This is a genomic window from Paenarthrobacter sp. TAF1, assembly GCF_052113825.1.
GTDB classification, from domain to species: Bacteria; Actinomycetota; Actinomycetes; order Actinomycetales; family Micrococcaceae; genus Arthrobacter; species Arthrobacter nicotinovorans.
On the sequence record NZ_JBFRDO010000001.1, the window covers coordinates 203,494 to 225,768 of the forward strand.

A 22,275-nucleotide genomic window follows, 5' to 3' on the forward strand; every position below is an offset into this window, starting at 1 on the left:
GGGCCCATCCTTATTGCCGTTCTGGAACTGCTAGTGGGCGTGGTCGCCGCGGCTGTATTCGAAGACCCAGCCGATCAAGGCAACGATGGCCAGGCCACCGGCCACGTAGGTTACCCAGAAACCTACGGCCAAGCCGAGGAATCCACCTGCACACGAGAGGCCAAGAACCAGGGGCCACCAGCTCCAGGGGCTGAAGTGACCCTGCTCCCCCGCACCCTCGTGGATCTCTGCGTCAGGACGGTCCTCCGGGCGCATTCCGATGCGCTTGCCTGTGAAGCCAAGGTAAGCACCGATCATGCCTGCGAGGCCACCTACGAGCAGGATGCCGAGCACGCCAACCCACTCGGACCATTCGGTCAGGAAGCCGTACGCAATCGCTACGGGTACGAAGAAGAAGACTCCGGCTCCGAAGAGCCACGATTCAATTTTCATTTGCTGACGTCCCTCTGGTCGGCGTTACCCAGAACTGCTGCTGCGGGTGACGGAGCCTCGGCGGTGTGCACCTGGGCCAACTCCGGGTGGTGGAGATCCAGGGCCGGGCGTTCGGAGCGAATACGGGGCAAGGAAGTGAAGTTGTGGCGCGGCGGCGGGCACGAGGTTGCCCATTCCAGCGAAGCACCAAAGCCCCACGGGTCATCTACTTCAACCTTCTTGTTGCTGCGCCACGTGATGTAGACGTTCCAGAAGAACGGCAGCAGCGAAGCGCCCAGGACGAAGGAGGAAATAGTGGAGAACTGGTTCATCCACGTGAAGTTGTCCTGCGGCATGTAGTCGGCGTAGCGACGCGGCATACCTTCAACACCCAGCCAGTGCTGGATCAGGAACGTGCCGTGGAAGCCGAGGAACAGCAGCCAGAAGTGGATCTTCCCGAGACGTTCGTTCAGCATCTTGCCGGTCCACTTGGGCCACCAGAAATAGAAGCCGGCGAACATGGCGAACACGACGGTACCGAAGACCACGTAGTGGAAGTGGGCGACCACGAAGTAGGAGTCGGAAACGTGGAAGTCCAGCGGCGGCGATGCCAGGATGATGCCCGTCAGGCCACCGAAGAGGAACGTCACCAGGAAGCCGATGCTCCAGAGCATAGGCGTCTCGAATGTGATGGATCCTTGCCACAAGGTGCCGATCCAGTTGAAGAACTTCACGCCCGTCGGTACTGCGATCAGCATCGTCATGAAAGCGAAGAACGGAAGCAGGACGGAACCGGTCACGTACATGTGGTGGGCCCACACGGTCACGGACAGAGCTGCAATGGCGATGGTTGCGTAGACAAGGCCCTTGTAACCGAAAATCGGCTTCCGGCTGAAGACCGGGAAGATCTCGGAAACGATACCGAAGAACGGCAGGGCGATGATGTACACCTCGGGGTGGCCGAAGAACCAGAACAGGTGCTGCCAGAGGACGGCACCGCCGTTTTCGGGATCGAAGATGTGGGCACCAAAGCGGCGGTCAGCGCCAAGGGCGAAGAGTGCAGCTGCAAGCGGCGGGAAGGCCATGAGGACGAGGATTGCCGTCACCAGGGTGTTCCAGGTGAAGATCGGCATACGCCACATGGTCATGCCCGGAGCGCGCATGCAGATGATGGTGGTGATGAAGTTGACGGCACCAAGGATGGTTCCGAAACCGGAGAGCGCGAGCCCGAAGACCCACAGGTCACCACCGACACCCGGACTGAATGTCGTATTCGACAACGGTGCGTAAGCGAACCAACCGAAGCTGGCAGCACCCTGCGGGGTGATGAAGCCGGATACGGCGATGGTGGAGCCGAAGAGGAAGAACCAGAACGCCAGGGCGTTCAGACGCGGGAACGCAACGTCCGGGGCACCAATCTGCAACGGCATGATGACGTTGGCGAAGCCGGCGAACAGCGGGGTTGCGAACATCAGCAGCATCACGGTGCCGTGCATCGTGAACATCTGGTTGTACTGCTCTTTGGTCTGCAGGATCTGCATGCCCGGCTCGAACAGTTCTGCACGGATCAGGAGCGCCATGACGCCACCGAGGCAGAAGAACACGAACGACGCAATGAGGTACATGTACCCGATGGTCTTGTGGTCCGTGGAGGTGATCCAGTTGACGACAATGCGTCCCTTGGATTTAGGAACTACGGGAGCCTCAAGGGTCCCGGCGGATTGAGTGTAAGTAGCCACGTCGCTCCCCTTACTTTTCGTTCAGGTTCGGATTGCGGTCGTATTCCGCACCGAGCAGGCCCGTGTTGCCATCCTGGCGGAGCTTGTCCATGTGGGCCTTGAACTCAGACTCGGAGACAACCTTGACGCGGAAGAGCATTTCGGAGTGATATTCACCGCAGAGTTCGGCGCACTTTCCATCGAAGGTGCCCTCCTTGGTGGGAGTGAACCGGATGTAGTTCGTCTTGCCGGGGATCATGTCGCGCTTCTGAAGGAAGGCGGGAACCCAGAAGGAGTGAATGACATCGCGGGAGTTCAGCTCCAGGTCCACGGACTTGCCAACCGGCAAGTACAGGGTGGGGAGCAGTTCCTTGTCCACTTCGGCGCCCGTCAGGTGAGCCTGAACGCCGGCTTCGTGGAGGTCCTCGGAGATGACCTGGCCCTGCTTGTAGTTGAAGTCCCAGGCCCACTGCTTTCCGCGGACATCAACAACGACATCTGCAGGCTGTGAACGATCGTCGATCGCGCGCTGGTCCTGGTCGGTGAAGTAGAAGAACACCAGCACCATGAACAGCGGGATGGTCAAGTAGAAGACCTCGAGCGGCAGGTTATAGCTGAGCTGCTTGGGGAATCCCGTGGTGCCCTTACGGCGACGGTAAGCAATGATGCACCAGACCAGGAGGCCCCACGTGATGATACCGACTGCCAAGGCGGCGATCCATGAGTTGACCCAGAGGTCCATGATCCGGTCAGTGTGGTTGGTCGTGCCGCGCTCTGTAGGCAGCCAACCCTTCTCTACCTCTGGTGAACATCCGGTCAAAACCAACGCGCCGGCGAGTGCCAAGCCAGTGATCGAGGTGATCTTTATGCGTCGGCTGCCGGTTCGGTTCTGCGAACTCACAGACGGCCCTTCCTCTTGTTGCTGTCTCCCGGCAGGCCGAAGGCTCACCGGGCACACTAAAAGTTTTACTACCCGATGTAGAGCTTACCGCTATCAGGCGGTTTTCGCGCACATGTCAGCGCCGTGGCTCCGAACGCTTTTGAAGCGGCCCGGAGGGGCGCCGACATGCGGCGATGGCTCACATCAGTGGAACGAATCACCGCAGGCGCAAGACCCGCCGGCGTTCGGGTTGTCAATGGTGAAGCCCTGCTTCGAAATGGTGTCTTCAAAGTCGATGCTTGCACCGCTGAGGTAAGGGACACTCATCTTGTCCACGATGACCTCGACACCGTCGTAGTCACGCACAGCGTCTCCGTCGAGCATGCGCTCGTCAAAGTAGAGCTGGTAGATCAAGCCGGAGCATCCGCCAGGCTGGACTGCAACGCGCAGCCGAAGATCGGTGCGCCCTTCCTGTTCGAGGAGGCTGCGGACCTTGCCTGCTGCGACGTCGGTCAGATTGACCTCGTGCGTGGGCAGTTCGTCACTGGTGACGACCTGTGTTCCGGTGCTGTTTTCGTTGGTTGCAGTGCTCATTGGCCTACCTTCTTATGAAGCTTCTGGAGGCGGCGCCGGGACGCTGCCTGCCCTTACCCAATTACATACGGGTTATAGCTAATGCTACGTCGCGCAGACGCTTTGCTATAACTCCAGACGTAACCACTGACAGCATTTCCTTGTTCCCTGCTAAACAGGGACTAAGCCCCCAGCCCCTCGGCATTCAGACGTGCAAGCATCAACGCTTCAGCCAACACTGCGTGGCGGAAGTCGCCGATGTGGAGGGATTCGTTGGCGCTATGCGCGCGGGAATCGGGATCTTCCACCCCTGTCACCAGGATCTGGACGTCCGGATACATTTCCAGGAGGTCGGCAATGAAGGGAATGGACCCGCCGATTCCCATTTCCACCGGCTGCACGCCCCAGGACTGTTCCAAGGCCCACAAAGCGACACGGGCGGCAGATGAGGTCGTGTCGGTGCTGAAGGCGTTCCCGCGCTCCCCCGGCGTAAATGTCACCTTGGCTCCGAATGGCGCCCTCGACTCAACGTGGTTCTTCAAAGCGTCCATGGCAGCTTCGGGGTCCTGGCCAGGGGCCAGGCGCATGCTGAATTTGGCACGTGCTGCGGGAATCAAGGTGTTGGAGGCCACGTCGACGGCCGGTACATCCATGCCGATGATGGACAACGCCGGCTTGGTCCAGAGGCGCGAACCGATGGTCCCGCTCCCGGCGAGCCGCACGCCGTCGAGCACTGACGCGTCGGCGCGGTAGTCCTCTTCGGTGAGGTCGACCACCACGTCATCACGCCCCACCAGCCCGGCGACTGCCACGTTGCCGTCGTCGTCGTGGAGTGTGGCGATCAGGCGTGACAGAAGCGTAGGAGCGTCCAGAACCGGCCCACCGAACATCCCTGAGTGGACGGCGTGGTCCAGGACGCGGACTTCGAACGTGCCGTCCACCAAGCCACGGAGGCTGGTAGTCAGGGCCGGAACACCCACTTTCCAGTTGCTCGAATCGGCCACCACGATGACGTCCGAACGGAGCAGCTCCTGGTGTTCCTCAAGGAAGGTGCGGAAAGTGGGCGAGCCCGCCTCTTCCTCGCCCTCGAAGAAGAAGGTCACGCCGAGGCCGAACTTTTCGCCAAGAACTTCGCTGACGGCGCTGTAAGCAGCCAGGTGGGCCATGATGCCTGCTTTGTCATCGGCCGCACCGCGCCCGTACAGACGGCCGTCCCGTTCTTCCGCCATAAAGGGCCCAGAGGTCCACAGATCCCGGTTACCCGGCGGCTGTACGTCGTGGTGGGCGTACAGAAGGATGGTGGGCTTGCCGTCCGCGGCGGGTCGACGGGCGACGACGGCAGGGCCGCCGGGGGTACCGTCGGCTTTGTTGCACCTCAGGATACGGACGTCCGGCATGCCGGCGGCCTGTACCAGGGAAGATACGGCCTCGGCACTTCGATCGAGTTCATTGGGGTCGAAGCTGGGCCATGCAATGCCGGGAATGGACACCAGGTTCTTCAGGGAATCCATGGTGGAGTTGAAGGCCTCGTTGACCGCCTTCTCCAGTTCCTCGACCGGGATGTCGCCGGAGTGCTGTTGCTTGTTCTGCGGGTTCTCCGCATGCGCTGAAGTCATGGCCCACACTTTACCTCCGGGTAACAAGCCCCCGCGGGATGCAAGGCCGGGCTGACCGGACCCATAACCCCGGCCAACCTCCCACGAGGTAACGTGCGCCACCTCGCCGAGGGTATTCTGTATGGGTGTTCGGACGTAAAAAGGAAGAGCCCAGCGCTCAGTCAGTAGTAGACCAGGCCTACGCCACCGCCCCGGGACCGGGTGCCGGTAAGGGCACCCCTACGCCCAAGCGGAAGGCCCAGGAAGCAGCCCGGAAACGCCCCCTGGTGCCCACCGACCGCAAGGCCTCGAAGGCTGCGGAAAGGGTGGCAATTCAGGACCAGCGCCAGAAAATGCGCCAGGCCCTGGACACCGGTGACGAGAAGTTCCTCCCCCTACGGGACAAGGGACCCCAGAAGCGGTACGTGCGCGACTACGTCGATGCCCGTTTCAGCCTGGGCGAATACCTCATGTTCGGAGCTTTGCTGTTCGTCGTGATCTCGCTGATCATTCCGCCCACCAGCGCCGGCATCAGCTACGTCCTTGTCGGCTTCTGGATCATGTTCCTCGCAGTCTTCGTTGACGTGTTCATCCTGTCGCGCAAGCTCCGCAAACAGCTGACAGCAAAATTCGGCGAGGTTGAGCGCGGATCCGTTTGGTACGGCTGCATGCGTGCGCTCCAGTTCCGCAAGCTTCGCCTGCCCAAGCCACAGGTGAAGCGCGGGCAGTACCCGGCCTAGTAGCCACACCATTCAAAAGGAGACCCCGGACCATTGGTCCGGGGTCTCCTGCTTTTGCGCTTTAGCGGGATGACCGCTTGCGGAGCTTTACCAGGCCCTTGTTGATGCGGGAAACCCAGAACGGACCTTCATAGAGGAAGGCCGTGTATCCCTGCACCAAGGTTGCTCCGGCATCCAGCCGGTCCTGCACATCGCGGGGTGTCTCTACGCCACCAACAGCGATGAGAACGAGCTGATCGCCGACCGCTTCCTTGAGGCGGCGCAGAACCTCCAGGGAGCGCTGCTTGAGGGGCGCCCCGGACAATCCACCGGCACCGAGGGCATCAACCTTTGCGGGATCAGACATGAGGCCGCCCCTGGAAATCGTGGTGTTGGTGGCAATGATGCCATCAAGCTTAAGGTCCAGCGCCAGGCGGGCGACATCGTCAATGTCTTCATCGGACAGGTCCGGAGCAATCTTGACGAGCAGCGGCACATGCCGCCCCGCGGACTCATCGGCGGCGTCGCCGACGGCCCTCAGGAGCGGGCGGAGGGTTTCGACGTTCTGCAACAGACGGAGGCCAGGCGTGTTCGGTGAGCTGACGTTGACCACCAGATAATCCGCCGCCGGAGCCAGGGTCCTTGCACTCACCAGGTAGTCCTCAGTGGCGTCCTCCAGCTCCACTACCTTGGTCTTGCCGATGTTGACCCCGATGATTGGCCGTGTGTCACGGTACTGCCTTTGCAAAGCAGCCCGTGCCGACTTAAGCCGCGGCGCAACTGCCGCGGCGCCGTCGTTGTTGAATCCCATGCGGTTGATAACAGCGCGGTCCTCGATCAGGCGGAACAGCCGGGGCTTCTCGTTGCCCGGCTGAGCTTGACCGGTGATGGTGCCAACTTCCACATGGCCGAAACCGAGCTCGGACAGGGCCTCAATGCCGTGGCCTTCCTTGTCGAAGCCGGCGGCCAAACCGAACGGCGACGGAAAAGTGAGGCCCAACGCCTCCGTCCTCAAGGAGGCATCAGGCGCAGTCAGCTTTGCCAGGATCCGACCGGCGCCCGAACGGTGGGCAAGCCGGATTCCCTGGAAACCGATCTTGTGGGCCTTCTCGGCATCCATCCAGGAAAAGGCCAACTTGAAGAATGTGGGGTAAACACGCATGATCCTAGTTTTGCCGTTCCGGGACAACTCGCCAAACCCGTGACCATGGAAGCCGCTAGCATGTACGCATGCCGCCGGTAGATAGTGACGCACATCATGAACATCAGCCAATGACTGCCGACATCGCAGTAGTCGGCGCCGGCCTGTCGGGGCTCGTGGCCGCTGCCACAGCGTATGCCGCCGGAAAGAGCGTCATCGTGCTGGACCAAGAGCCGGAAGCCTCGCTCGGCGGTCAGGCCCACTGGTCCTTCGGCGGCCTCTTCATGGTCGACACCCCGGAACAGCGCAGGCTCGGCGTCAAGGACAGTACCGAGCTCGCGTTGTCTGACTGGTTCGCCTCCGCCGCTTTCGACCGGCCCGCCGATACGCAGGCGCGGGCCTGGGCCGAGGCCTATGTCAACTTCGCAGCCGGCGAGAAGAGGAGTTGGCTCAGGAGCCTGGGCGTCGGCATCTTTCCATTGGTCCAGTGGGCGGAGCGGGGAGGCTACGGACCACAGGGTCATGGCAATACGGTGCCCCGCTTCCACGTCACGTGGGGAACAGGTCCGGCGCTCGTCCAACCCTTCCTGGCCAAAGTGCAGGAGGGTGTGGCCGCGGGAAAGGTGCGGATGTGCTTCAGGCACCGCGCCGCAGCCCTGACGACGACGGCGGGAAAGGTCACCGGCGTGGCCGGCCAGGTCCTGGAACAGTCGACGGCGGTGCGGGGTCAGGCATCGTCCCGGGTCACCGTCGGAGACTTCGAAGTGAATGCGGGGGCGGTGGTGGTGACCACCGGAGGGATCGGCGGCAACCATGAGGTTGTCAGGCGGCAATGGCCGGGGGGAAAGGCGCCTGCGGAGATGCTCAGCGGTGTGCCCGCGTCAGTGGACGGCGGGTTCCTTCCGGCGGTAGCGACAGCGGGTGGCTCGTTGATCAACGGTGACAGGATGTGGCACTACCCGGAGGGAATCCGCAATTATGATCCCGTCTGGCCACAGCACGGCATCCGCATCCTTCCGGGCCCGTCGTCCCTGTGGCTGGACGCCACCGGAGCCCAGCTGCCCGCCCCGCTGTTTCCCGGCTTCGATTCGCTGGGCGCTTTGCGCCACATTGTCGCGACCAACCACGGGTATTCCTGGTTTGTCCTTAATCGGACCATCGCGCTCAAGGAGCTTGCCCTGTCCGGATCGGAACAGAACCCGGATCTGACAGGCAAGGATGTCCGTCTGTTGGCTTCACGCCTGAAACCCGGCGCCGACTCCCCCATCCAGCGTTTCCTGGACAAGGGCGAAGACTTCATCCAGGCCGCCTCGGTGCGGGAACTCGCTGCAGGGATGAACAAACTAACCGGCAACCAGCTGATCAATGCCGGGTCCCTTGAGGCCCTGGTCCAAGCACGTGACCGCCAAGTGTCCAGCGGCTTGGGAAAGGACCCCCAACTCGCGGCAATCAGGGCTGCACGGCGATTTGCCACGGATAAATTGATGCGCGTCGCGCCCCCGCACCGTCTGACGGACCCGACTCACGGCCCCTTGATAGCCATCCGCCTGTCCGTCCTCACCAGAAAGAGCCTTGGCGGCCTCCAGACGGATCTGAAGTCCAGGGTGCTCAACGATGACGGTCATGCCATAGCGGGCCTCTACGCTGCCGGCGAGGCGGCGGGGTTCGGCGGAGGCGGCATCCACGGGTACCGTGCCCTGGAAGGAACCTTCCTCGGCGGCTGTCTCTTCAGCGGGAGGGCCGCGGGGCGGGAAGCCGCCGCCAGTGTCTAAGCTAGGGCCATGGAGTGGACCCCTGACATCCTGGGAAAGGACTTTCAATCCTGCAGTTTTGAGGCGGCAGGGCCTGACGGCGTCGTCCGCCGCGCCACTCTGATCCGTCACAGGGCGGAACTGCCTGCCCGGCCGCACGAAGGTCCGGGGGCTGGAAACGCCCCCTATGGTGCCGTCCTGTTCCTGCACGGTTGGAGCGACTACTTCTTCAATACGGAGTTGGCCCGGTTCTGGGCGGGCCAGGGTTACGACTTCTATGCCCTTGACATGCACAACCACGGACGAAGTCTTCGATCGGACAGCCCGGGTGGCTACGTGGCTGACTTGGCCTACTACGACGCCGAAATCGACGGAGCCCTGGAACTCATCCGTGCTGACCGTGCCGGCGTCCCTCCGGGCAGTCTGACCTTGATGGGACACTCAACCGGCGGATTGATTGCAGCGCTGTGGGCAAGCCGGCACCAGGACGAACTTCAGTTCCTGGTCCTCGACAGTCCATGGCTGGAAATGCACGGTCATTCGTTGGTTCGTCGTGCCGTCCACACTGTGCTGGCTCCCTTGGCCAAACTTCGTCCTGAAACCATACTGAGGCTGCCGGAGAGAGGCTTCTACTTCCGGAGCATCAGCAGCAGCGCCGAGGGTGAATGGGCGCTGGACGAGAAGTACCGGCCCCCGCTTGCCTTCCCTGTCCGGGCAGGCTGGCTCAGCGCCGTCTTCGCGGGCCATGCGCTGGTATCGCAAGGGTTGAACCTGCAGATGCCGGTCTTGGTCCTTACATCTGCGGCCAGCGCCAATGGCATGGTGTGGCAGGAATCGATGCGTCGCTCCGATGCCGTCTTGGATGTCGGCATTATCGCCCTCCGGGCCATGGCACTGGGCCGGACAGTCACCCTGGAACGCATTGATGGCGGGCTCCACGATGTCTTCCTTTCGGCACCTGCAGTGCGGCAGGACGCTTATGCGAGGCTGGGCCGCTGGATCAGTGGATACATGCGCTATGGCGGCCCGCAAGGCAGCGTGCCGGAAACCACCGTGCCGGAAACCACCGTGCCGGAGCACCCGGCCCAGGAACACCACAGCATGGAACACCAACAGAAGGGGGATGCATGACGGCTACAGGTAACGCCGGAATACAGTGGGGGCCGGATGTACTGGGCCACAACTACGAGAGCCTGGATTTGCCCTTGGGGACTGACGAAGAGGGCCCGGTCAAAGCCACCTTGGTGCGGCACTCGCCACCCACCGGGGACACCGCCCCGCACGGAATCCTCGACTTCCTGACGACCTTCGCAAAAAGAAAGCGCCGTACTCCGCCCGAGTCCGGCGGGGCGCCGCGAGCGGTGCTCTACCTCCACGGGTGGGCAGACTACTTCCTCCAAACCGAGCTGGCCGAGTACCTTAACGCGTCTGGTTTTATGTTCTATGCCCTGGACCTCCGCAAATTCGGCAGAAGCCTGCTCCCGGGACAAACCCCCGGCTACACCTCGGATCTCGGTGTCTACGACGAAGACCTGTCCGCGGCCCTCCGGGCGATTGAAGCAGATGTGGCAGAACGGACCAACAACCCTGTTCCGCCTACGATCCACGTGATTGCCCACTCCCTTGGCGGGCTGATCGCGGCACTCTGGGCCGACCGCAACCCGGGCAAGGTCGGCACCCTCGTACTTAACTCCCCCTGGCTGGAACTCCAGGGCAGCAGCCTCGTCCGCAGCATCGCCATGCACCTGGTGGAACCTTTTGCCCGCACGGACCCGAAACGACCCCTCCGCTTCCCGGAAATGCCGGCGTACTGGGAGAGCGTCAGCAATGAGGCACACGGCGAATGGATGTTGGACCCGGTCTGGCGTCCGCGCACGTCCTTCCCCATTCGCGCCGGTTGGACCAAGGCAGTACTGGCGGGGCACGCGGCAGTGGAGCGCAAGCTGAACATTGACGCACCTGTCCTGGTTCTCCTGTCTGGTCGCACCAGGATTCAGGCGGAATGGACCTCGGACCTTATGCGCGCAGACGCCGTCATCGACGTCGAACAGACCTCCCGGCGTGCTCTCGGCCTTGCCCGGCGGACAGCAGTGTTCCGGTATCCGGGTGCGCTCCACGACGTCTTCCTGTCCCGTCGCACTGTCCGGCAGCAGGCGTACCGGGACGTCGCCGTCTGGCTGGCTGCCTACCCGTATTGATGTAGCCCACGTGTGCTATTCCGCTGCCGGGGCAGCATCGACGGCCCCGCCGTAGCGTCTGTCCCGTTTGGCGTAGATTTCGACGGCGTCCCACAAGGTGCGCCGGTCCACATCAGGCCACAGGGTGTCCATGAAGACGAACTCCGCGTAGGCGGACTGCCAGAGCAGGAAGTTGGACAGTCGCTGCTCCCCCGAACTCCGGAGGAAGAGATCCACGTCCGGGAGATCGGGCTCGTCCAGATACCTCTGTATGGTCTTCTCCGAGACAGAGCCAGGCTTCAAGCGGCCGGCTGCGACGTCCTGCGCAATGGCCGATACGGCATCGGCAATCTCGGCCCGCCCGCCGTAATTAACACACATGGTCAAGGTACAGGTGTCATTGCCCTTGGTGTATTCCTCGGCCTCTTCGAGTTCCTTGATGACCGAACCCCAAAGCCGCGGCCGCCGGCCGGCCCACCGGATCCGGACGCCCCAGTCGTCCAGCTGGTTCCGCTGCCGCCTTAACACATCCTTGTTAAATCCCATGAGGAAGCGGACTTCCTCGGGCGAACGGCGCCAGTTCTCTGTAGAAAAAGCGTAGACGCTGACGTACTTGATCCCCAGTTCGATGGCTCCGGCCATCACATCAAGGAGGGCAGGTTCGCCGGCCTTGTGTCCCTCGATCCGTGGCAATCCACGCTGGTTCGCCCATCGGCCATTGCCGTCCATGACGATGGCCACGTGCTGCGGGATAAGCTCACTTGGAATTGCTGGCGGCACCGCTCCGGATGGATGCCCGTAAGGAGCGACGACCGGCGCAGTCCTTGCCGCTGTTGTCTTGCTTTTCTTTCCAAGTGCCACTGTCAGCTTCGCTCCACGTGTTTGAGTGATTTCAAGGCCCGTTCCAAATGCCATTGCAGGTAACTCGCCACCAGCCCGGCGGCTTCCCTGCGGTGCCGCGGGTCGGAAACGTCCGCGACCTCCCAGTTGCCTGTCAACAAAGCGCCCAGGAGTACCACGGTCTCAGCCGCCGGCGCCGGTGATCCGGGTGGCCTGCAGTCGCCGCAGACCATTCCGCCCACCGGAGCAGCAAATGCTGTGTGGGGTCCCGGTTTACCGCACCGTGCACAGGCCGTGAAGCTGGGGGCCCAGCCTCCCGTGGCCAACGCGCGCAGAAGATAGGAATCCAGGATCAACTCCGGAGGGTGGTCCGAACGGCTCAGGGCCGCCAGCGCACCTACCAGAAGGTTGTATTGGGCCGTGCCCGATTCCGTGTCTGCGTCGGTCAGCTTTTCTGCTGTCTCCGTCATGGCGGCAGCCACCGTAAATCTGCCGTAGTCGGCAGCAATGCTGCTTCCGTAGGCACCTTTCGCCACTGCTTGGGTGACGATGTCCAACGTGCGGCCGGATACCAGCTGAAGGTCGGCCACCATGAAGGGCTCAAGCCTCGCGCCGAAACGGCTGCTGGTCCTGCGGACCCCTTTTGCCACGGCACGGACCTGCCCATGGTGCTTGGTCAGCAAGGTAATAATGCGATCCGCCTCGCCCAGCTTGTGGGTACGGAGAACCACGGCATCGTCCCGGTAGGACCGGGCTGCAAACGATGGATTGGCCACATCTAATCTTCGCACTATGCCTGGACCCGGGACGGTTGCCGGACCGTGTGGTGACAGAGTTTCCTGTCACCACACGGCCGGGGCCTAGGCCTGGGCGTCCCGAACGGCCCTGTTCACAGCCGAGATCAGTGCCTTGAGGGACGACGTTGTGGTGCTCGGGTCAATTCCCACTCCCCACAGGACACGCTCTCCGACGGCGCATTCAACATACGCGGCGGCACTGGCGCTGCCGCCTTCCGACAACGCGTGCTCGCTGTAGTCGAGAACCCGGACATCGACGCCGTCCTGGTGCAGTATGTCCAACAGGGCCGCAATGGGACCGTTGCCATGCCCGGTGCGCCGAACCTCAGTACCCTCGATCCGCAGGTTCGCATTCATGGTCATTGCGCCGGACTCGTCGGTCTCGGTGCTCACGCTGCCCAAGGTATAACGGCCCCACTGGGCCTGCTCTTCGTCCGAGGGCAGGTACTCATCCTGGAAGATCTGCCACAACTGGGACCCGCTGACTTCGCCACCCACGGCGTCCGTGCGTCGCTGGATAACTCCCGAGAACTCGATCTGGGCACGCCGCGGCAGGTCCAAATTGTGCTCGTTCTTCAGCAAGTAGGCAACGCCACCCTTGCCGGACTGGGAGTTGACGCGGATGACAGCCTCGTAGCTGCGACCCAGGTCCTTGGGATCGATCGGCAGGTAGGGCACCTGCCAGGTGAAATCATCCACGGGCTTGCCGGCAGCGGCGGCGTCCTTCTCCAGAGCCTCGAAGCCTTTCTTGATGGCGTCCTGGTGCGAACCCGAGAACGCTGTGAAGACGAGATCGCCACCGTAGGGAGAGCGCTCCGGCACAGGCAACTGGTTGCAGTACTCCACTGTCCGGCGGATTTCATCAATGTCGGAGAAATCGATCATGGGGTCAACGCCTTGCACGAACATGTTCAACCCCAGCGTGACCAGGTCAACGTTGCCAGTGCGTTCGCCGTTGCCGAAGAGGCACCCCTCAATACGGTCCGCACCGGCCAGGTAACCGAGTTCGGCTGCAGCAACTCCCGTGCCGCGGTCATTGTGCGGGTGGAGCGAAATGATGATGCCTTCGCGCGGGTGCAGATTACGGTGCATCCACTCGATCGAGTCGGCATAGACGTTCGGCGTAGCCATTTCCACCGTGGCAGGCAGGTTGATGATGACCTGCTTATCGGCTGAGGCCTCAAAGACGTCGGCGATGGCGTTGCAAACGCGTGCAGCATACTCGAGCTCGGTTCCCGTGAAGGACTCCGGCGAGTACTCGTAGGTGATGTGCGTGTCGGTCAGCGTCTCTTCGTACTTCTTGCACAAACGCGCACCCTGCAGCGCGATATCCAGGATGCCGTCTTCGTCCTGGTTGAAGACCACTCGGCGCTGCAATACGGAGGTGGAGTTGTACAGGTGGACGATCGCCTGCTTGGCACCTACCAATGACTCGTAGGTCCGTTCAATCAGGTGCTCACGCGCCTGGGTCAATACCTGGATCGTGACGTCGTCCGGAATGTGGCCGCCCTCGATGAGCTGGCGGACGAAATCGAAGTCCGTCTGCGATGCCGACGGGAAGCCGACCTCGATTTCCTTGTAGCCCATCTTGACCAGCAGCTGGAACATCTTCAGCTTGCGTGCCGGGCTCATCGGGTCGATCAGCGCCTGGTTGCCGTCCCGCAGGTCAACGGCGCACCAGCGCGGAGCTTTGGTGATGACCTTGTCCGGCCAAGTGCGGTCCGGGACCTCGACCGTGATCTGGTCCTGGAACGGCAGGTAACGGTGGGTGGGCATACCGGAGGGCTTTTGTGCATTACGCATGACGTGTGGCCTTTTCTCTAAGAACTGAATGAAAGCTTAGCCGGACACAACGAAACTCCGCGGCGAGGATGGCCCAGCGTCAGATAGCTTTCAGGCCTCGCCGCGGCAGCTAAGAAGAAGCATTTCCGCACGCACAAAATTACAGTAACACGGTGCGTATGATGACAGTGCAACACCTCATGCAACGTCCACTATGCAGACGCCGCGGCGGTGGCGACACCAGCTGCAGCGTCCACACAAGGAGCCACAGTGCCACAGTCGGGGATCACTCTTTCGAATATCGACCACAGCGTCCGGCCCCAGGACGACCTATACCAGCACGTCAACGGCGCGTGGCTCAACAGCACTACGATTCCGGATGACCGGCCGTTGGAAGGAACTTTCACCGCCCTGCGTGACGGGGCCGAGCTCGCAGTCAAGGCAATCATCGAAGAGGCCGCCGGCAAAGGCGAATCGGCCACCGGTATTGAACAAAAGGTTGGCGGCCTCTACGCCAGCTTCATGGACGAGGCTGCGGCAGAGGCAAAGGGACTCGCACCCGTGCGGGGCCGCCTTGACGAGGTCAGCGCAGTGAGCTCTCCCAAGGACCTGGCAGCTTTGATCGGCCGTCTTTTCCGTTCGGATGTGTCCGGCCTCTTCTCCATCTATCCCGCGCCGGATGCCGGGAACCCGGAACGAATCCTGCTGTACATCGGGCAGGGCGGCTTGGGTTTGCCCGACGAGTCCTACTACCGCGACGACAAGTTCGCCGGCATTGTGTCGGCGTACAGCAGCTACATCGAAAAACTCTTCACGCTCGCTTCCATTCCCGATGCCGCCGAGGCTGCACAGCGCGTCGTCGCGCTTGAGACGGCACTGGCTTCGCATCACTGGGACAACGTCACGCTCCGGGATCCCCAGAAGACGTACAACCTCAGATCTGCGGAAGAGGCCACAGAGTTGTTCCCCTGGCTCGACACGTGGTTCGACGCAGCTCGGGTCGACGCGGCGAAACGGCGGGAGATCGTTGTCAGCACCCCGGACTTCTTCACTGGCGCCGCCGCGCTGCTGGAGTCCGAACCATTGCAGGCCTGGAAGGAATGGCTGACACTCCGCGTCCTCAGTTCGGCCGCCCCCTATTTGTCGTCTGCGTTCGTGGACACAAACTTCGACTTCTACGGCACCACCCTGAGCGGTACCCCGCAAAACAAAGAACGCTGGAAGCGCGGAGTCGCCGTCGTGGAAGCTGCGCTGGGTGAGGCAGTCGGTCAGATCTACGTCGAACGGCACTTCCCTCCCGGTCACAAAGCCCGGATGGAATCCTTGGTGGCCAACCTGATTGCGGCCTACCGCGAGAGCATCTCTTCCTTGGCTTGGATGGGTGAGGAGACGAAGAAGGAAGCCCTCAAGAAGTTGGATGCGTTCCGTCCCAAGATTGGCTTCCCGGAAAAGTGGATCGACTATTCCGCAGTGGAGATTGACCCCAATGACCTTCTCGGAAATGTTGAACGCGCGCATGACGCCGACGTTGACCGCCATCTGGACGAAATCGGCAAGCCCGTCGACCTGACGAAGTGGCTGATGACGCCCCAGACGGTCAACGCCTACTACCACCCGATGTTGAATGAGATTGTGTTCCCGGCGGCAATCCTCCAGCCGCCGTTCTTTACCGCCGAGGCGGACGACGCCGTGAACTACGGTGGAATCGGGGCAGTGATCGGACACGAAATCGGCCATGGCTTCGACGACCAGGGATCGCAGTTCGATGGCAGCGGTGCGTTGCGAAATTGGTGGACCGAGGAGGATCGCACAGCATTCGAAGCACTCACCGCCAAGCTGGTAGCGCAATTCGATGCTCTCTCACCGTATGCCGCCCCAGAGCACAAGGTGAACGGCAAACTCACCCTGGGTGAGAACATTGGCGATCTGGGCGGCCTCACCATCGCCTACAAGGCATACCTTCTCAGCCTTGATGGCAAGGAACCGGAAGTTATAGATGGCTTCACCGGTCCGCAACGGTTCTTCATGTCCTGGGCGGCCGGGTGGCGTCAGGTAATCCGGACCGAGGAAGCAATCCGCAGGCTTGCCACGGACCCCCACTCCCCCAACGAGTTCCGGACCAACGCAATCGCCAAGAACCTCGATGCATTCCATGAAGCATTCGAAGTGGCTGAGTCGGACGGCATGTGGGCGGAACCCGGGGAACGCGTCAGCATCTGGTAGGAAGCAGGACGACGACGGCCGGGCCAGTTACGCAACTGGCCCGGCCTTCGCTTTGAACCGGCAATGGCTCTTGAGGTACTGATCCTCGCTTACTGATCGATGTAGAGCGGGTTCACCTGCTGGCACACGGCGTCGCTGGCCGTCTGGTTGACCACGTTGGACGGGACCGAAGCTGCTCCGTAGGCGGTACCGGTAGTGAAGTCGGTACCCACATAGAGCTGCACGCCAGCCACTCCGGGGGCCTCCTGCACCTGGGCAGCCGGGATGCCGTAGAGCTTGGCCACATCTGCAGCCACATCGGCAAATCCCTGCCCGTAGTAGAGCACGGTTTGGTCCACCGGGTTGGCCAGGTAGCTCACTGCCTGGGTAAATCCAGCGCCCGTGAGAACAGTCATCAATTCCTGCGCCCTGGTTCCCACGCCACTGCCGTTGGCCACAGAGACAGGCTGGATGGCTTTGTCGTAGGCGGGCGCCGGAGGCGTGGTGGCCGTGGGCTGGGGTGCCGGGGTTTCCGAAGGCGTGGGTGTTGATGTAGCCCCGGGCGTGGTCAGGTCCAGGTCCGCGCGCAGTGCTGCGAAGAGTTGGGACGCTTGAGGTTCAACGAGTTCCAGCCGGTTTGGATCCACTGCTGCAGCTTGCGTGGGAACGGCCACAAAAGCCACCTTGGACACATCAATGTCTTTGAGGCGGCCACCAATCGTCAGCAGCGACGGTACAGAAGCGAGGCCCTCGTCGACCGTCAGATTCTGCGTGACTACGTCTGCGATCTGGAGGAGTCGCTGCGGGTTGCCCAGAGTGCCTTCACTCTTCAGCTTTCGCGTCAGGGAAGAAAGGAATGCCTGCTGGCCCTTGATGCGGCCCAGGTCTCCACCATCGCCGAACGCATGCCTGGTGCGCAGGAAAGCCAGGGCCTGTTCGCCTTCGACCAGTGAGTCGCCCTTCTTCAGGCGGAGCCGGGAGTCCGGATCAAAGACGGGGTCACTCACGCACACATTGACGCCGCCCACAGCGTGGGAGAGTTCCTTGACGGCGTTGAAGTCGGCCATCATGAAGTGGTCGATTTCCAAGCCGGTCAGTTTATTGACGGTATCCACGGCACAGCCGATGCCGGCCTCTGCCATGGCTTCGTTGATCATCACGCCGCTGCGGGCAGGAAAGGTCTGGTTGTTGGTGCGGTCCGTGCACTGGGGAACATCCACCAACAAATCCCGGGGAAAGCTGAGGACATTGACCCGCTTGTTGTCAGCGGAAATGTCCAGCAGCATCATGACGTCCGAGTGGCCATAGCCTGTGGAGTCTTCGGTACTTCCGTACTCGGCGTTCTTCCCGTCACGGGTATCGGAGCCAAGGATCAGGATCTGCAGGCGGTCTGTCTTGTCGTTGGCCAAGGCATCGCCGGCGTTACGTGACTCCGCGGCGCTCAGCGGCGCCTTGGTGATGTTGGTCTGCAGCCGGATGAACCAGAAAGCAGCGAAGGCGACGCCGGCAACCAAGGCAACCGAGACCACACCGGTGACAATCTTCAACCAGAGCGGCAGTCCCTTGCGTTCATTCATATGGCGCGGAGTGCCGTCAGCATCCGCTCCATGGCGTGCCGCAACGGGGCCTGCGGTGCCGGTGCCCTCTGGGCGGGCGTCACGACGTCGCACTATTCGGTTTACCTTTCCTTAAACAGCTCGATCCCCGCAATCATAGTTGCCGTTTCTGGGAAGTTCCTTATCGGGCCGGGAGCCACGCCGGAACCAGCATTGCTGGCTAGAATCCTAGTTTGACCAGTTGCTTGGGGTCCCGCTGCCAGTCCTTGGCGACTTTCACGTGCAGATCGAGGTAGATCCGCGTGCCCAGCAGGGTTTCAATACCCTTGCGGGCATTGGTTCCCACTTCGCGCAGACGGCTTCCGCCCTTGCCAATAATGATGGCCTTCTGCGAGGGACGCTCGACATAGAGGTTCACCCGGACATCCAGGAGCGGGTTGTCCTCGGACCGGCCTTCACGCGGAACGATTTCCTCCACCACAACTGCCAAGGAGTGCGGAAGCTCGTCCCGGACACCCTCCAAGGCGGCTTCACGGATGAGCTCAGCGATCATGACCGCTTCCGGCTCATCTGTGAGCTCACCATCCGGATAAAGCGGCGGGGAGGAAGGCATGTGGCTGATCAGGACGTCGGCGACGGTGGAAACCTGGAAACCATCGGCAGCTGACACCGGAACGATGTCGGCCCAGCCTTGTTCACCCAGAACCTCACGGCCGAGCGCTGCGACAGCGAGCAGCTGCTCCGTGAGAGCCTGCCTGTCGACAAGATCTGTCTTGGTCACCAAAGCAACGATCGGCTTGCGCCCGACGGCGGCCAGCTGGGCTGCGATGAATTTGTCGCCGGGGCCGATCTTCTCGTTGGCGGGCAAGCAGAAACCGATGGCATCAACTTCGGCCAGGGTATCGGCGACAAGCTCGTTGAGGCGCTTTCCCAAAAGGGTCCGGGGACGGTGAAGTCCCGGGGTGTCCACGAGGATCAATTGTGCGTCCTCGCGGTGGACGATACCGCGGATGGTGTGACGCGTGGTCTGCGGTTTGGCCGAGGTAATGGCCACCTTCTGGCCCACCAAGGCATTGGTCAGGGTCGACTTGCCCGCATTCGGCCGGCCCACCAGCACCGAGAACCCCGCGTGAAAGCCGCCGAAGTCGCTATCGGCGTCGAATTTCTTATTTTGCTTGCTCACGTGGAACTCCCTGTTGCGTTGAGTCGGCGTCGTCGAGAAGGTCTTCAAGGTCAGTGTCTTCCTTTGGCATGGCGGCCGCAATGATATGGCTGACCCTGTTTCGGCGACCCTCCAGCCTATCTGCCTTAAGGAACACGCCGTTCACTTCAACCGAGCTTCCAACAATCGGAACCTGGCCAAGCGCCTTTGCGAGGAGGCCGCCAACGGTGTCCACCTCGTCGTCGTCGAGGTCAATATCGAACAGTTCCCCAAGGTCATCGATGCTCATTCGCGCGCTCACCCGGTACTGCCCGTCGCCCAGGTCGACGGCTTCCTCCGCTGCGGCATCGTATTCGTCAACGATTTCACCCACGATTTCCTCAATGAGGTCTTCCAAAGTCACCAGGCCGGCGGTTCCGCCGTATTCATCAATGACAATGGCCACGTGGGTGGACTCCTGCTGGAGTTCCCTCAGCAAATCACTCACCGGCTTGGACTCGGGGACGTATCGGACATCGCGGGCCAGCGAATCGACGTCGTGCGCCTGCAAGCCCGGTTCGCCGCGGTACATCGCTGCGGCAACATCCTTGAGGTACAGAATGCCTCGGATCTGATCCGTGTTCTCACCTATGACAGGGATTCGCGAGTACCCCGACCTCAGGAACAAGCCCATGGCAGTTTCAAGGTCCGCGCCGGTAGCGATGCTGACGATGTCCGTGCGGGGAACCATGACGGAACGCACCAAAGTGTCGCCAAAGTCAAAGACCGAATGGATGAGCTCCGCTTCGTTGTCTTCGATCATGTCCGACTCTGCCGCACGGTCGACAAACTCGCGGAACTCTTCCTCACTGACAAAAGCGTCGTCACCGCTGGGAGCGCCTGGGGCTACTGCTTGGCCAAGCGCCACCAGCCATCCTGGGATCGGGCCCAGGATCCAGCACAGGAACCTGATCAGCGGTGCCGTGAAACGCACCACGGGTCCGGAGTGCGCGCGTCCCAATTGCCGGGGTGAAACGCCGACGAGCACAAAGCCGATCACGGCCATGATGCCCGTTGCCGCAAGCCCGGCGAGCCAGACGTTGTCCAGCAGGCTGTGGAGGACAACCGCGACGGCCACTGCCGCTGCCATTTCAAACCACACACGCCAAAAGCGCAGGGCCCGCATGTGGGCGATCGGGTTTTCAAGGATGCCGGCCAGGGCCTTGCCTTTGCTCCGGCCAATGGATTGTTCGGCCTCATGCCGCGGCAGGAAGTTGAACGCAGCCTCGGCCGCAGTCAGCAGTGCAACAAAGCTGAGGAATACCAGCGCCATGCCGACCAGAATGATCGACGTCACTGCATGGTCTCCATGGGGGCATCCTTGCCCAGGAATTCAGACAGCAGTTCCCGCTGCAAGCCAAACATTTCTTCTTTTTCATCGGGCTCGGCGTGGTCAAAGCCCAGCAGGTGGAGGATTCCGTGCGTGGTCAGCAACAGCATTTCATCCTGCGTAGGGTGGCCCGCGTTGCGGGCCTGCACTTCAGCCACCTGCGGGCAGATCGCGATGTCTCCAAGCATGCCCTGCGGAGTTGGCTTGTCCGGGGTGCCGGGCGTCAGTTCGTCCATGGGCACGGACAGCACATCGGTGGCTCCCGGCTCGTCCATCAGCTCAATGTGCAGTTTCTCCATGGCGGGTTCGTCCACCAGCAGGATGGACAGCTCTGCCTGGGGGTGGATATACAGGCGCTCAAAGATGAAGCGGGACAACGTCACCAGCTGCGCTTCATCCACTGCCACGCCGGACTCGTTGTTGACTTCAATGCTCATTTACGTTCTCCACGTTTAGGTGTGTGTGCTGCCTCTGCGCGGTGGGCATCATCCCACGCGCTGTAGGCGGAGACGATATCGCCCACCAGGCGGTGCCGTACTACGTCTGCGGCCTCGAGGATGGAGAAATTCACGTCGTCGATCCCGGTCAGGATTTCCCGGACAATACGCAGCCCGGACGTTGCTCCGAAGGGCAGGTCGATCTGCGTGACGTCACCGGTGACCACCATTTTGGAGCCAAAGCCGAGCCGGGTCAGGAACATCTTCATCTGTTCCGGAGTGGTGTTCTGGGCTTCATCAAGGATGATGAAGGCGTCGTTGAGGGTCCGACCACGCATGTAGGCCAACGGAGCCACTTCGATGGTGCCCGCCGCCATCAATCGCGGGATGGATTCCGGATCCATCATGTCGTGCAGGGCATCGTAAAGGGGGCGCAGATAGGGGTCGATCTTGTCGCTCAGAGTGCCGGGAAGGAATCCCAGCCTCTCCCCCGCTTCAACGGCGGGCCGCGTCAGGATGATCCGGCTGACTTCCTTCATTTGGAGCGCTTGGACGGCCTTGGCCATGGCCAAGTAGGTCTTGCCCGTACCTGCAGGGCCAATTCCGAAAATCACCGTGTTGTCGTCAATGGCGTCAACATAGTTTTTCTGGTTCAGCGTCTTGGGCCTGATGGTCTTGCCACGGCTGGAAAGAATGTTGTGGGTCAGGACATCCGCAGGGTTCTGCACAGACTGGGTCCGCAGGAGGGACACCAACTGCTGGAGCACATCAGGCGTGACCAATGTCCCCTTCGCCACAAGACCGCGCACTTCCTCAAGGAGGCGCATGATGCGGGGAATGACGGTTGCGGGACCGGTCATGGAAAGCTCGTTGCCCCGGACGTGGAAGTTGACGTCCTGGAACTGTTCCTCGATGTACCGCAGGGCTTCATCGTGGCTGCCCAGCGAGTGAACCATCTGGTCGGAGTTGTCGAAGGTGACAACTTCCGTGCGCGTGCCCGGTAAGGTGTGCGGGAACTCGGTGGTCGGCTGGTTCCCGTTTCCGGTCCTGAGCCGCCCGTTCAAAGATTCACTCATAGTGCTGGCCCTACGGCCTGTTCTCCTCCGGTTGATCGTATGACGCAATCCTACGCCAGCGCGGCCCGGGATGAACCTCGCCAATGGTC

19 protein-coding genes are annotated in these 22,275 nt (G+C 61.8%); 5 read left to right on the forward strand and 14 right to left on the reverse strand.

The features are described from left to right. Nucleotides 1-30: 30 nt before the first annotated feature. The 5 genes from AB4Y81_RS00935 to AB4Y81_RS00955 form a co-directional block, all read right to left on the reverse strand. Nucleotides 31-432 carry a cytochrome c oxidase subunit 4 gene (locus AB4Y81_RS00935; RefSeq protein ID WP_018777683.1) on the reverse strand — a complete coding sequence of 134 codons (402 nt, stop codon included), beginning with the start codon at nucleotides 430-432 and terminating at the stop codon, nucleotides 31-33. After that, nucleotides 429-2,150 carry an aa3-type cytochrome oxidase subunit I gene (ctaD, locus tag AB4Y81_RS00940; protein WP_018777684.1) on the reverse strand — a complete coding sequence of 574 codons (1,722 nt, stop codon included), beginning with the start codon at nucleotides 2,148-2,150 and terminating at the stop codon, nucleotides 429-431. Before ctaD ends, AB4Y81_RS00935 begins: the two co-directional genes overlap by 4 nt. A gap of 10 nt (nucleotides 2,151-2,160) precedes the next feature. Continuing rightward, entirely contained in the window at nucleotides 2,161-3,030 is an 870-nt protein-coding gene (ctaC, locus tag AB4Y81_RS00945; protein ID WP_018777685.1) for an aa3-type cytochrome oxidase subunit II, read from the reverse strand. A gap of 183 nt (nucleotides 3,031-3,213) precedes the next feature. Continuing rightward, nucleotides 3,214-3,603 (reverse strand): HesB/IscA family protein, encoded by a 390-nt coding sequence (locus tag AB4Y81_RS00950; RefSeq protein WP_018777686.1) that lies wholly within the window; start codon nucleotides 3,601-3,603, stop codon nucleotides 3,214-3,216. A 161-nt stretch (nucleotides 3,604-3,764) separates the two neighbouring features. Further along, on the reverse strand, nucleotides 3,765-5,198 hold the full coding sequence (locus AB4Y81_RS00955; RefSeq protein WP_441994870.1) for a dipeptidase: 1,434 nt from the start codon (nucleotides 5,196-5,198) through the stop codon (nucleotides 3,765-3,767). A gap of 125 nt (nucleotides 5,199-5,323) precedes the next feature. On the opposite strand from AB4Y81_RS00955, the gene AB4Y81_RS00960 reads away from it, so the two are divergent. Then, on the forward strand, nucleotides 5,324-5,917 hold the full coding sequence (locus AB4Y81_RS00960) for a DUF3043 domain-containing protein (RefSeq protein ID WP_039241322.1): 594 nt from the start codon (nucleotides 5,324-5,326) through the stop codon (nucleotides 5,915-5,917). A gap of 61 nt (nucleotides 5,918-5,978) precedes the next feature. On the opposite strand, the gene AB4Y81_RS00965 is transcribed toward AB4Y81_RS00960, so the two are convergent. After that, nucleotides 5,979-7,058, reverse strand: coding sequence for a quinone-dependent dihydroorotate dehydrogenase (locus AB4Y81_RS00965; RefSeq protein ID WP_039241323.1), 1,080 nt, complete (start codon nucleotides 7,056-7,058; stop codon nucleotides 5,979-5,981). A 110-nt stretch (nucleotides 7,059-7,168) separates the two neighbouring features. On the opposite strand from AB4Y81_RS00965, the gene AB4Y81_RS00970 reads away from it, so the two are divergent. Genes AB4Y81_RS00970 through AB4Y81_RS00980 form a run of 3 tightly spaced genes read left to right on the forward strand, consistent with a single transcriptional unit; the run spans nucleotide 7,169 to nucleotide 10,986 of the window. After that, the gene (locus AB4Y81_RS00970) at nucleotides 7,169-8,809 is read left to right on the forward strand and encodes an FAD-binding dehydrogenase (RefSeq protein ID WP_193590576.1); all 1,641 of its coding nucleotides are present in this window, start codon (nucleotides 7,169-7,171) and stop codon (nucleotides 8,807-8,809) included. A 9-nt stretch (nucleotides 8,810-8,818) separates the two neighbouring features. Continuing rightward, complete coding sequence (locus AB4Y81_RS00975) at nucleotides 8,819-9,919, forward strand: alpha/beta hydrolase (RefSeq protein WP_416429655.1); 1,101 nt, start codon at nucleotides 8,819-8,821, stop codon at nucleotides 9,917-9,919. After that, nucleotides 9,916-10,986, forward strand: a complete 1,071-nt coding sequence (locus AB4Y81_RS00980; protein ID WP_441994873.1) for an alpha/beta hydrolase — start codon at nucleotides 9,916-9,918, stop codon at nucleotides 10,984-10,986. The genes AB4Y81_RS00975 and AB4Y81_RS00980 overlap by 4 nt, the downstream gene beginning before the upstream one ends. 15 nt (nucleotides 10,987-11,001) lie before the next feature. Here AB4Y81_RS00980 and AB4Y81_RS00985 read toward each other — a convergent pair whose 3' ends face one another. From AB4Y81_RS00985 to leuA, 3 genes are all read right to left on the reverse strand, one after another. Then, on the reverse strand, nucleotides 11,002-11,826 hold the full coding sequence (locus tag AB4Y81_RS00985; protein ID WP_026267155.1) for an isoprenyl transferase: 825 nt from the start codon (nucleotides 11,824-11,826) through the stop codon (nucleotides 11,002-11,004). Nucleotides 11,827-11,828: 2 nt separating this feature from the next. Continuing rightward, on the reverse strand, nucleotides 11,829-12,581 hold the full coding sequence (recO, locus tag AB4Y81_RS00990) for a DNA repair protein RecO (protein ID WP_018777694.1): 753 nt from the start codon (nucleotides 12,579-12,581) through the stop codon (nucleotides 11,829-11,831). Between the two features lie 84 nt (nucleotides 12,582-12,665). After that, nucleotides 12,666-14,405 carry a 2-isopropylmalate synthase gene (gene leuA, locus AB4Y81_RS00995; protein WP_026267156.1) on the reverse strand — a complete coding sequence of 580 codons (1,740 nt, stop codon included), beginning with the start codon at nucleotides 14,403-14,405 and terminating at the stop codon, nucleotides 12,666-12,668. Between the two features lie 249 nt (nucleotides 14,406-14,654). On the opposite strand from leuA, the gene AB4Y81_RS01000 reads away from it, so the two are divergent. Further along, a complete protein-coding gene (locus AB4Y81_RS01000; RefSeq protein WP_189075537.1) occupies nucleotides 14,655-16,607 on the forward strand; it encodes a M13 family metallopeptidase in 1,953 nt (650 codons plus the stop codon). A gap of 89 nt (nucleotides 16,608-16,696) precedes the next feature. On the opposite strand, the gene AB4Y81_RS01005 is transcribed toward AB4Y81_RS01000, so the two are convergent. From AB4Y81_RS01005 to AB4Y81_RS01025, 5 genes are all read right to left on the reverse strand, one after another. Next, entirely contained in the window at nucleotides 16,697-18,163 is a 1,467-nt protein-coding gene (locus tag AB4Y81_RS01005; RefSeq protein WP_018777697.1) for an LCP family protein, read from the reverse strand. A 199-nt stretch (nucleotides 18,164-18,362) separates the two neighbouring features. Continuing rightward, nucleotides 18,363-19,325 carry a GTPase Era gene (gene era, locus AB4Y81_RS01010; RefSeq protein ID WP_018777698.1) on the reverse strand — a complete coding sequence of 321 codons (963 nt, stop codon included), beginning with the start codon at nucleotides 19,323-19,325 and terminating at the stop codon, nucleotides 18,363-18,365. Beyond that, nucleotides 19,309-20,640 (reverse strand): hemolysin family protein, encoded by a 1,332-nt coding sequence (locus AB4Y81_RS01015; protein ID WP_018777699.1) that lies wholly within the window; start codon nucleotides 20,638-20,640, stop codon nucleotides 19,309-19,311. The genes era and AB4Y81_RS01015 overlap by 17 nt, the downstream gene beginning before the upstream one ends. Continuing rightward, a complete protein-coding gene (gene ybeY, locus AB4Y81_RS01020) occupies nucleotides 20,637-21,110 on the reverse strand; it encodes an rRNA maturation RNase YbeY (RefSeq protein WP_018777700.1) in 474 nt (157 codons plus the stop codon). Before ybeY ends, AB4Y81_RS01015 begins: the two co-directional genes overlap by 4 nt. Then, nucleotides 21,107-22,186 (reverse strand): PhoH family protein, encoded by a 1,080-nt coding sequence (locus AB4Y81_RS01025; protein WP_018777701.1) that lies wholly within the window; start codon nucleotides 22,184-22,186, stop codon nucleotides 21,107-21,109. Before AB4Y81_RS01025 ends, ybeY begins: the two co-directional genes overlap by 4 nt. Nucleotides 22,187-22,275 lie beyond the last annotated feature (89 nt).

Coding starts and splice junctions, on each gene's coding strand:
- AB4Y81_RS00935 (WP_018777683.1), bottom strand. CDS start 432: ATGAAAATTGAATCGTGGCTCTTCGGAGCCGGAGTCTTCTTCTTCGTA.
- AB4Y81_RS00950 (WP_018777686.1), bottom strand. CDS start 3,603: ATGAGCACTGCAACCAACGAAAACAGCACCGGAACACAGGTCGTCACC.
- AB4Y81_RS00955 (WP_441994870.1), bottom strand. CDS start 5,198: ATGACTTCAGCGCATGCGGAGAACCCGCAGAACAAGCAACAGCACTCC.
- AB4Y81_RS00965 (WP_039241323.1), bottom strand. CDS start 7,058: ATGCGTGTTTACCCCACATTCTTCAAGTTGGCCTTTTCCTGGATGGAT.
- AB4Y81_RS00970 (WP_193590576.1), top strand. CDS start 7,169: ATGACTGCCGACATCGCAGTAGTCGGCGCCGGCCTGTCGGGGCTCGTG.
- AB4Y81_RS00975 (WP_416429655.1), top strand. CDS start 8,819: ATGGAGTGGACCCCTGACATCCTGGGAAAGGACTTTCAATCCTGCAGT.
- AB4Y81_RS00980 (WP_441994873.1), top strand. CDS start 9,916: ATGACGGCTACAGGTAACGCCGGAATACAGTGGGGGCCGGATGTACTG.
- leuA (WP_026267156.1), bottom strand. CDS start 14,405: ATGCGTAATGCACAAAAGCCCTCCGGTATGCCCACCCACCGTTACCTG.
- AB4Y81_RS01005 (WP_018777697.1), bottom strand. CDS start 18,163: ATGAATGAACGCAAGGGACTGCCGCTCTGGTTGAAGATTGTCACCGGT.
- ybeY (WP_018777700.1), bottom strand. CDS start 21,110: ATGAGCATTGAAGTCAACAACGAGTCCGGCGTGGCAGTGGATGAAGCG.
- AB4Y81_RS01025 (WP_018777701.1), bottom strand. CDS start 22,186: ATGAGTGAATCTTTGAACGGGCGGCTCAGGACCGGAAACGGGAACCAG.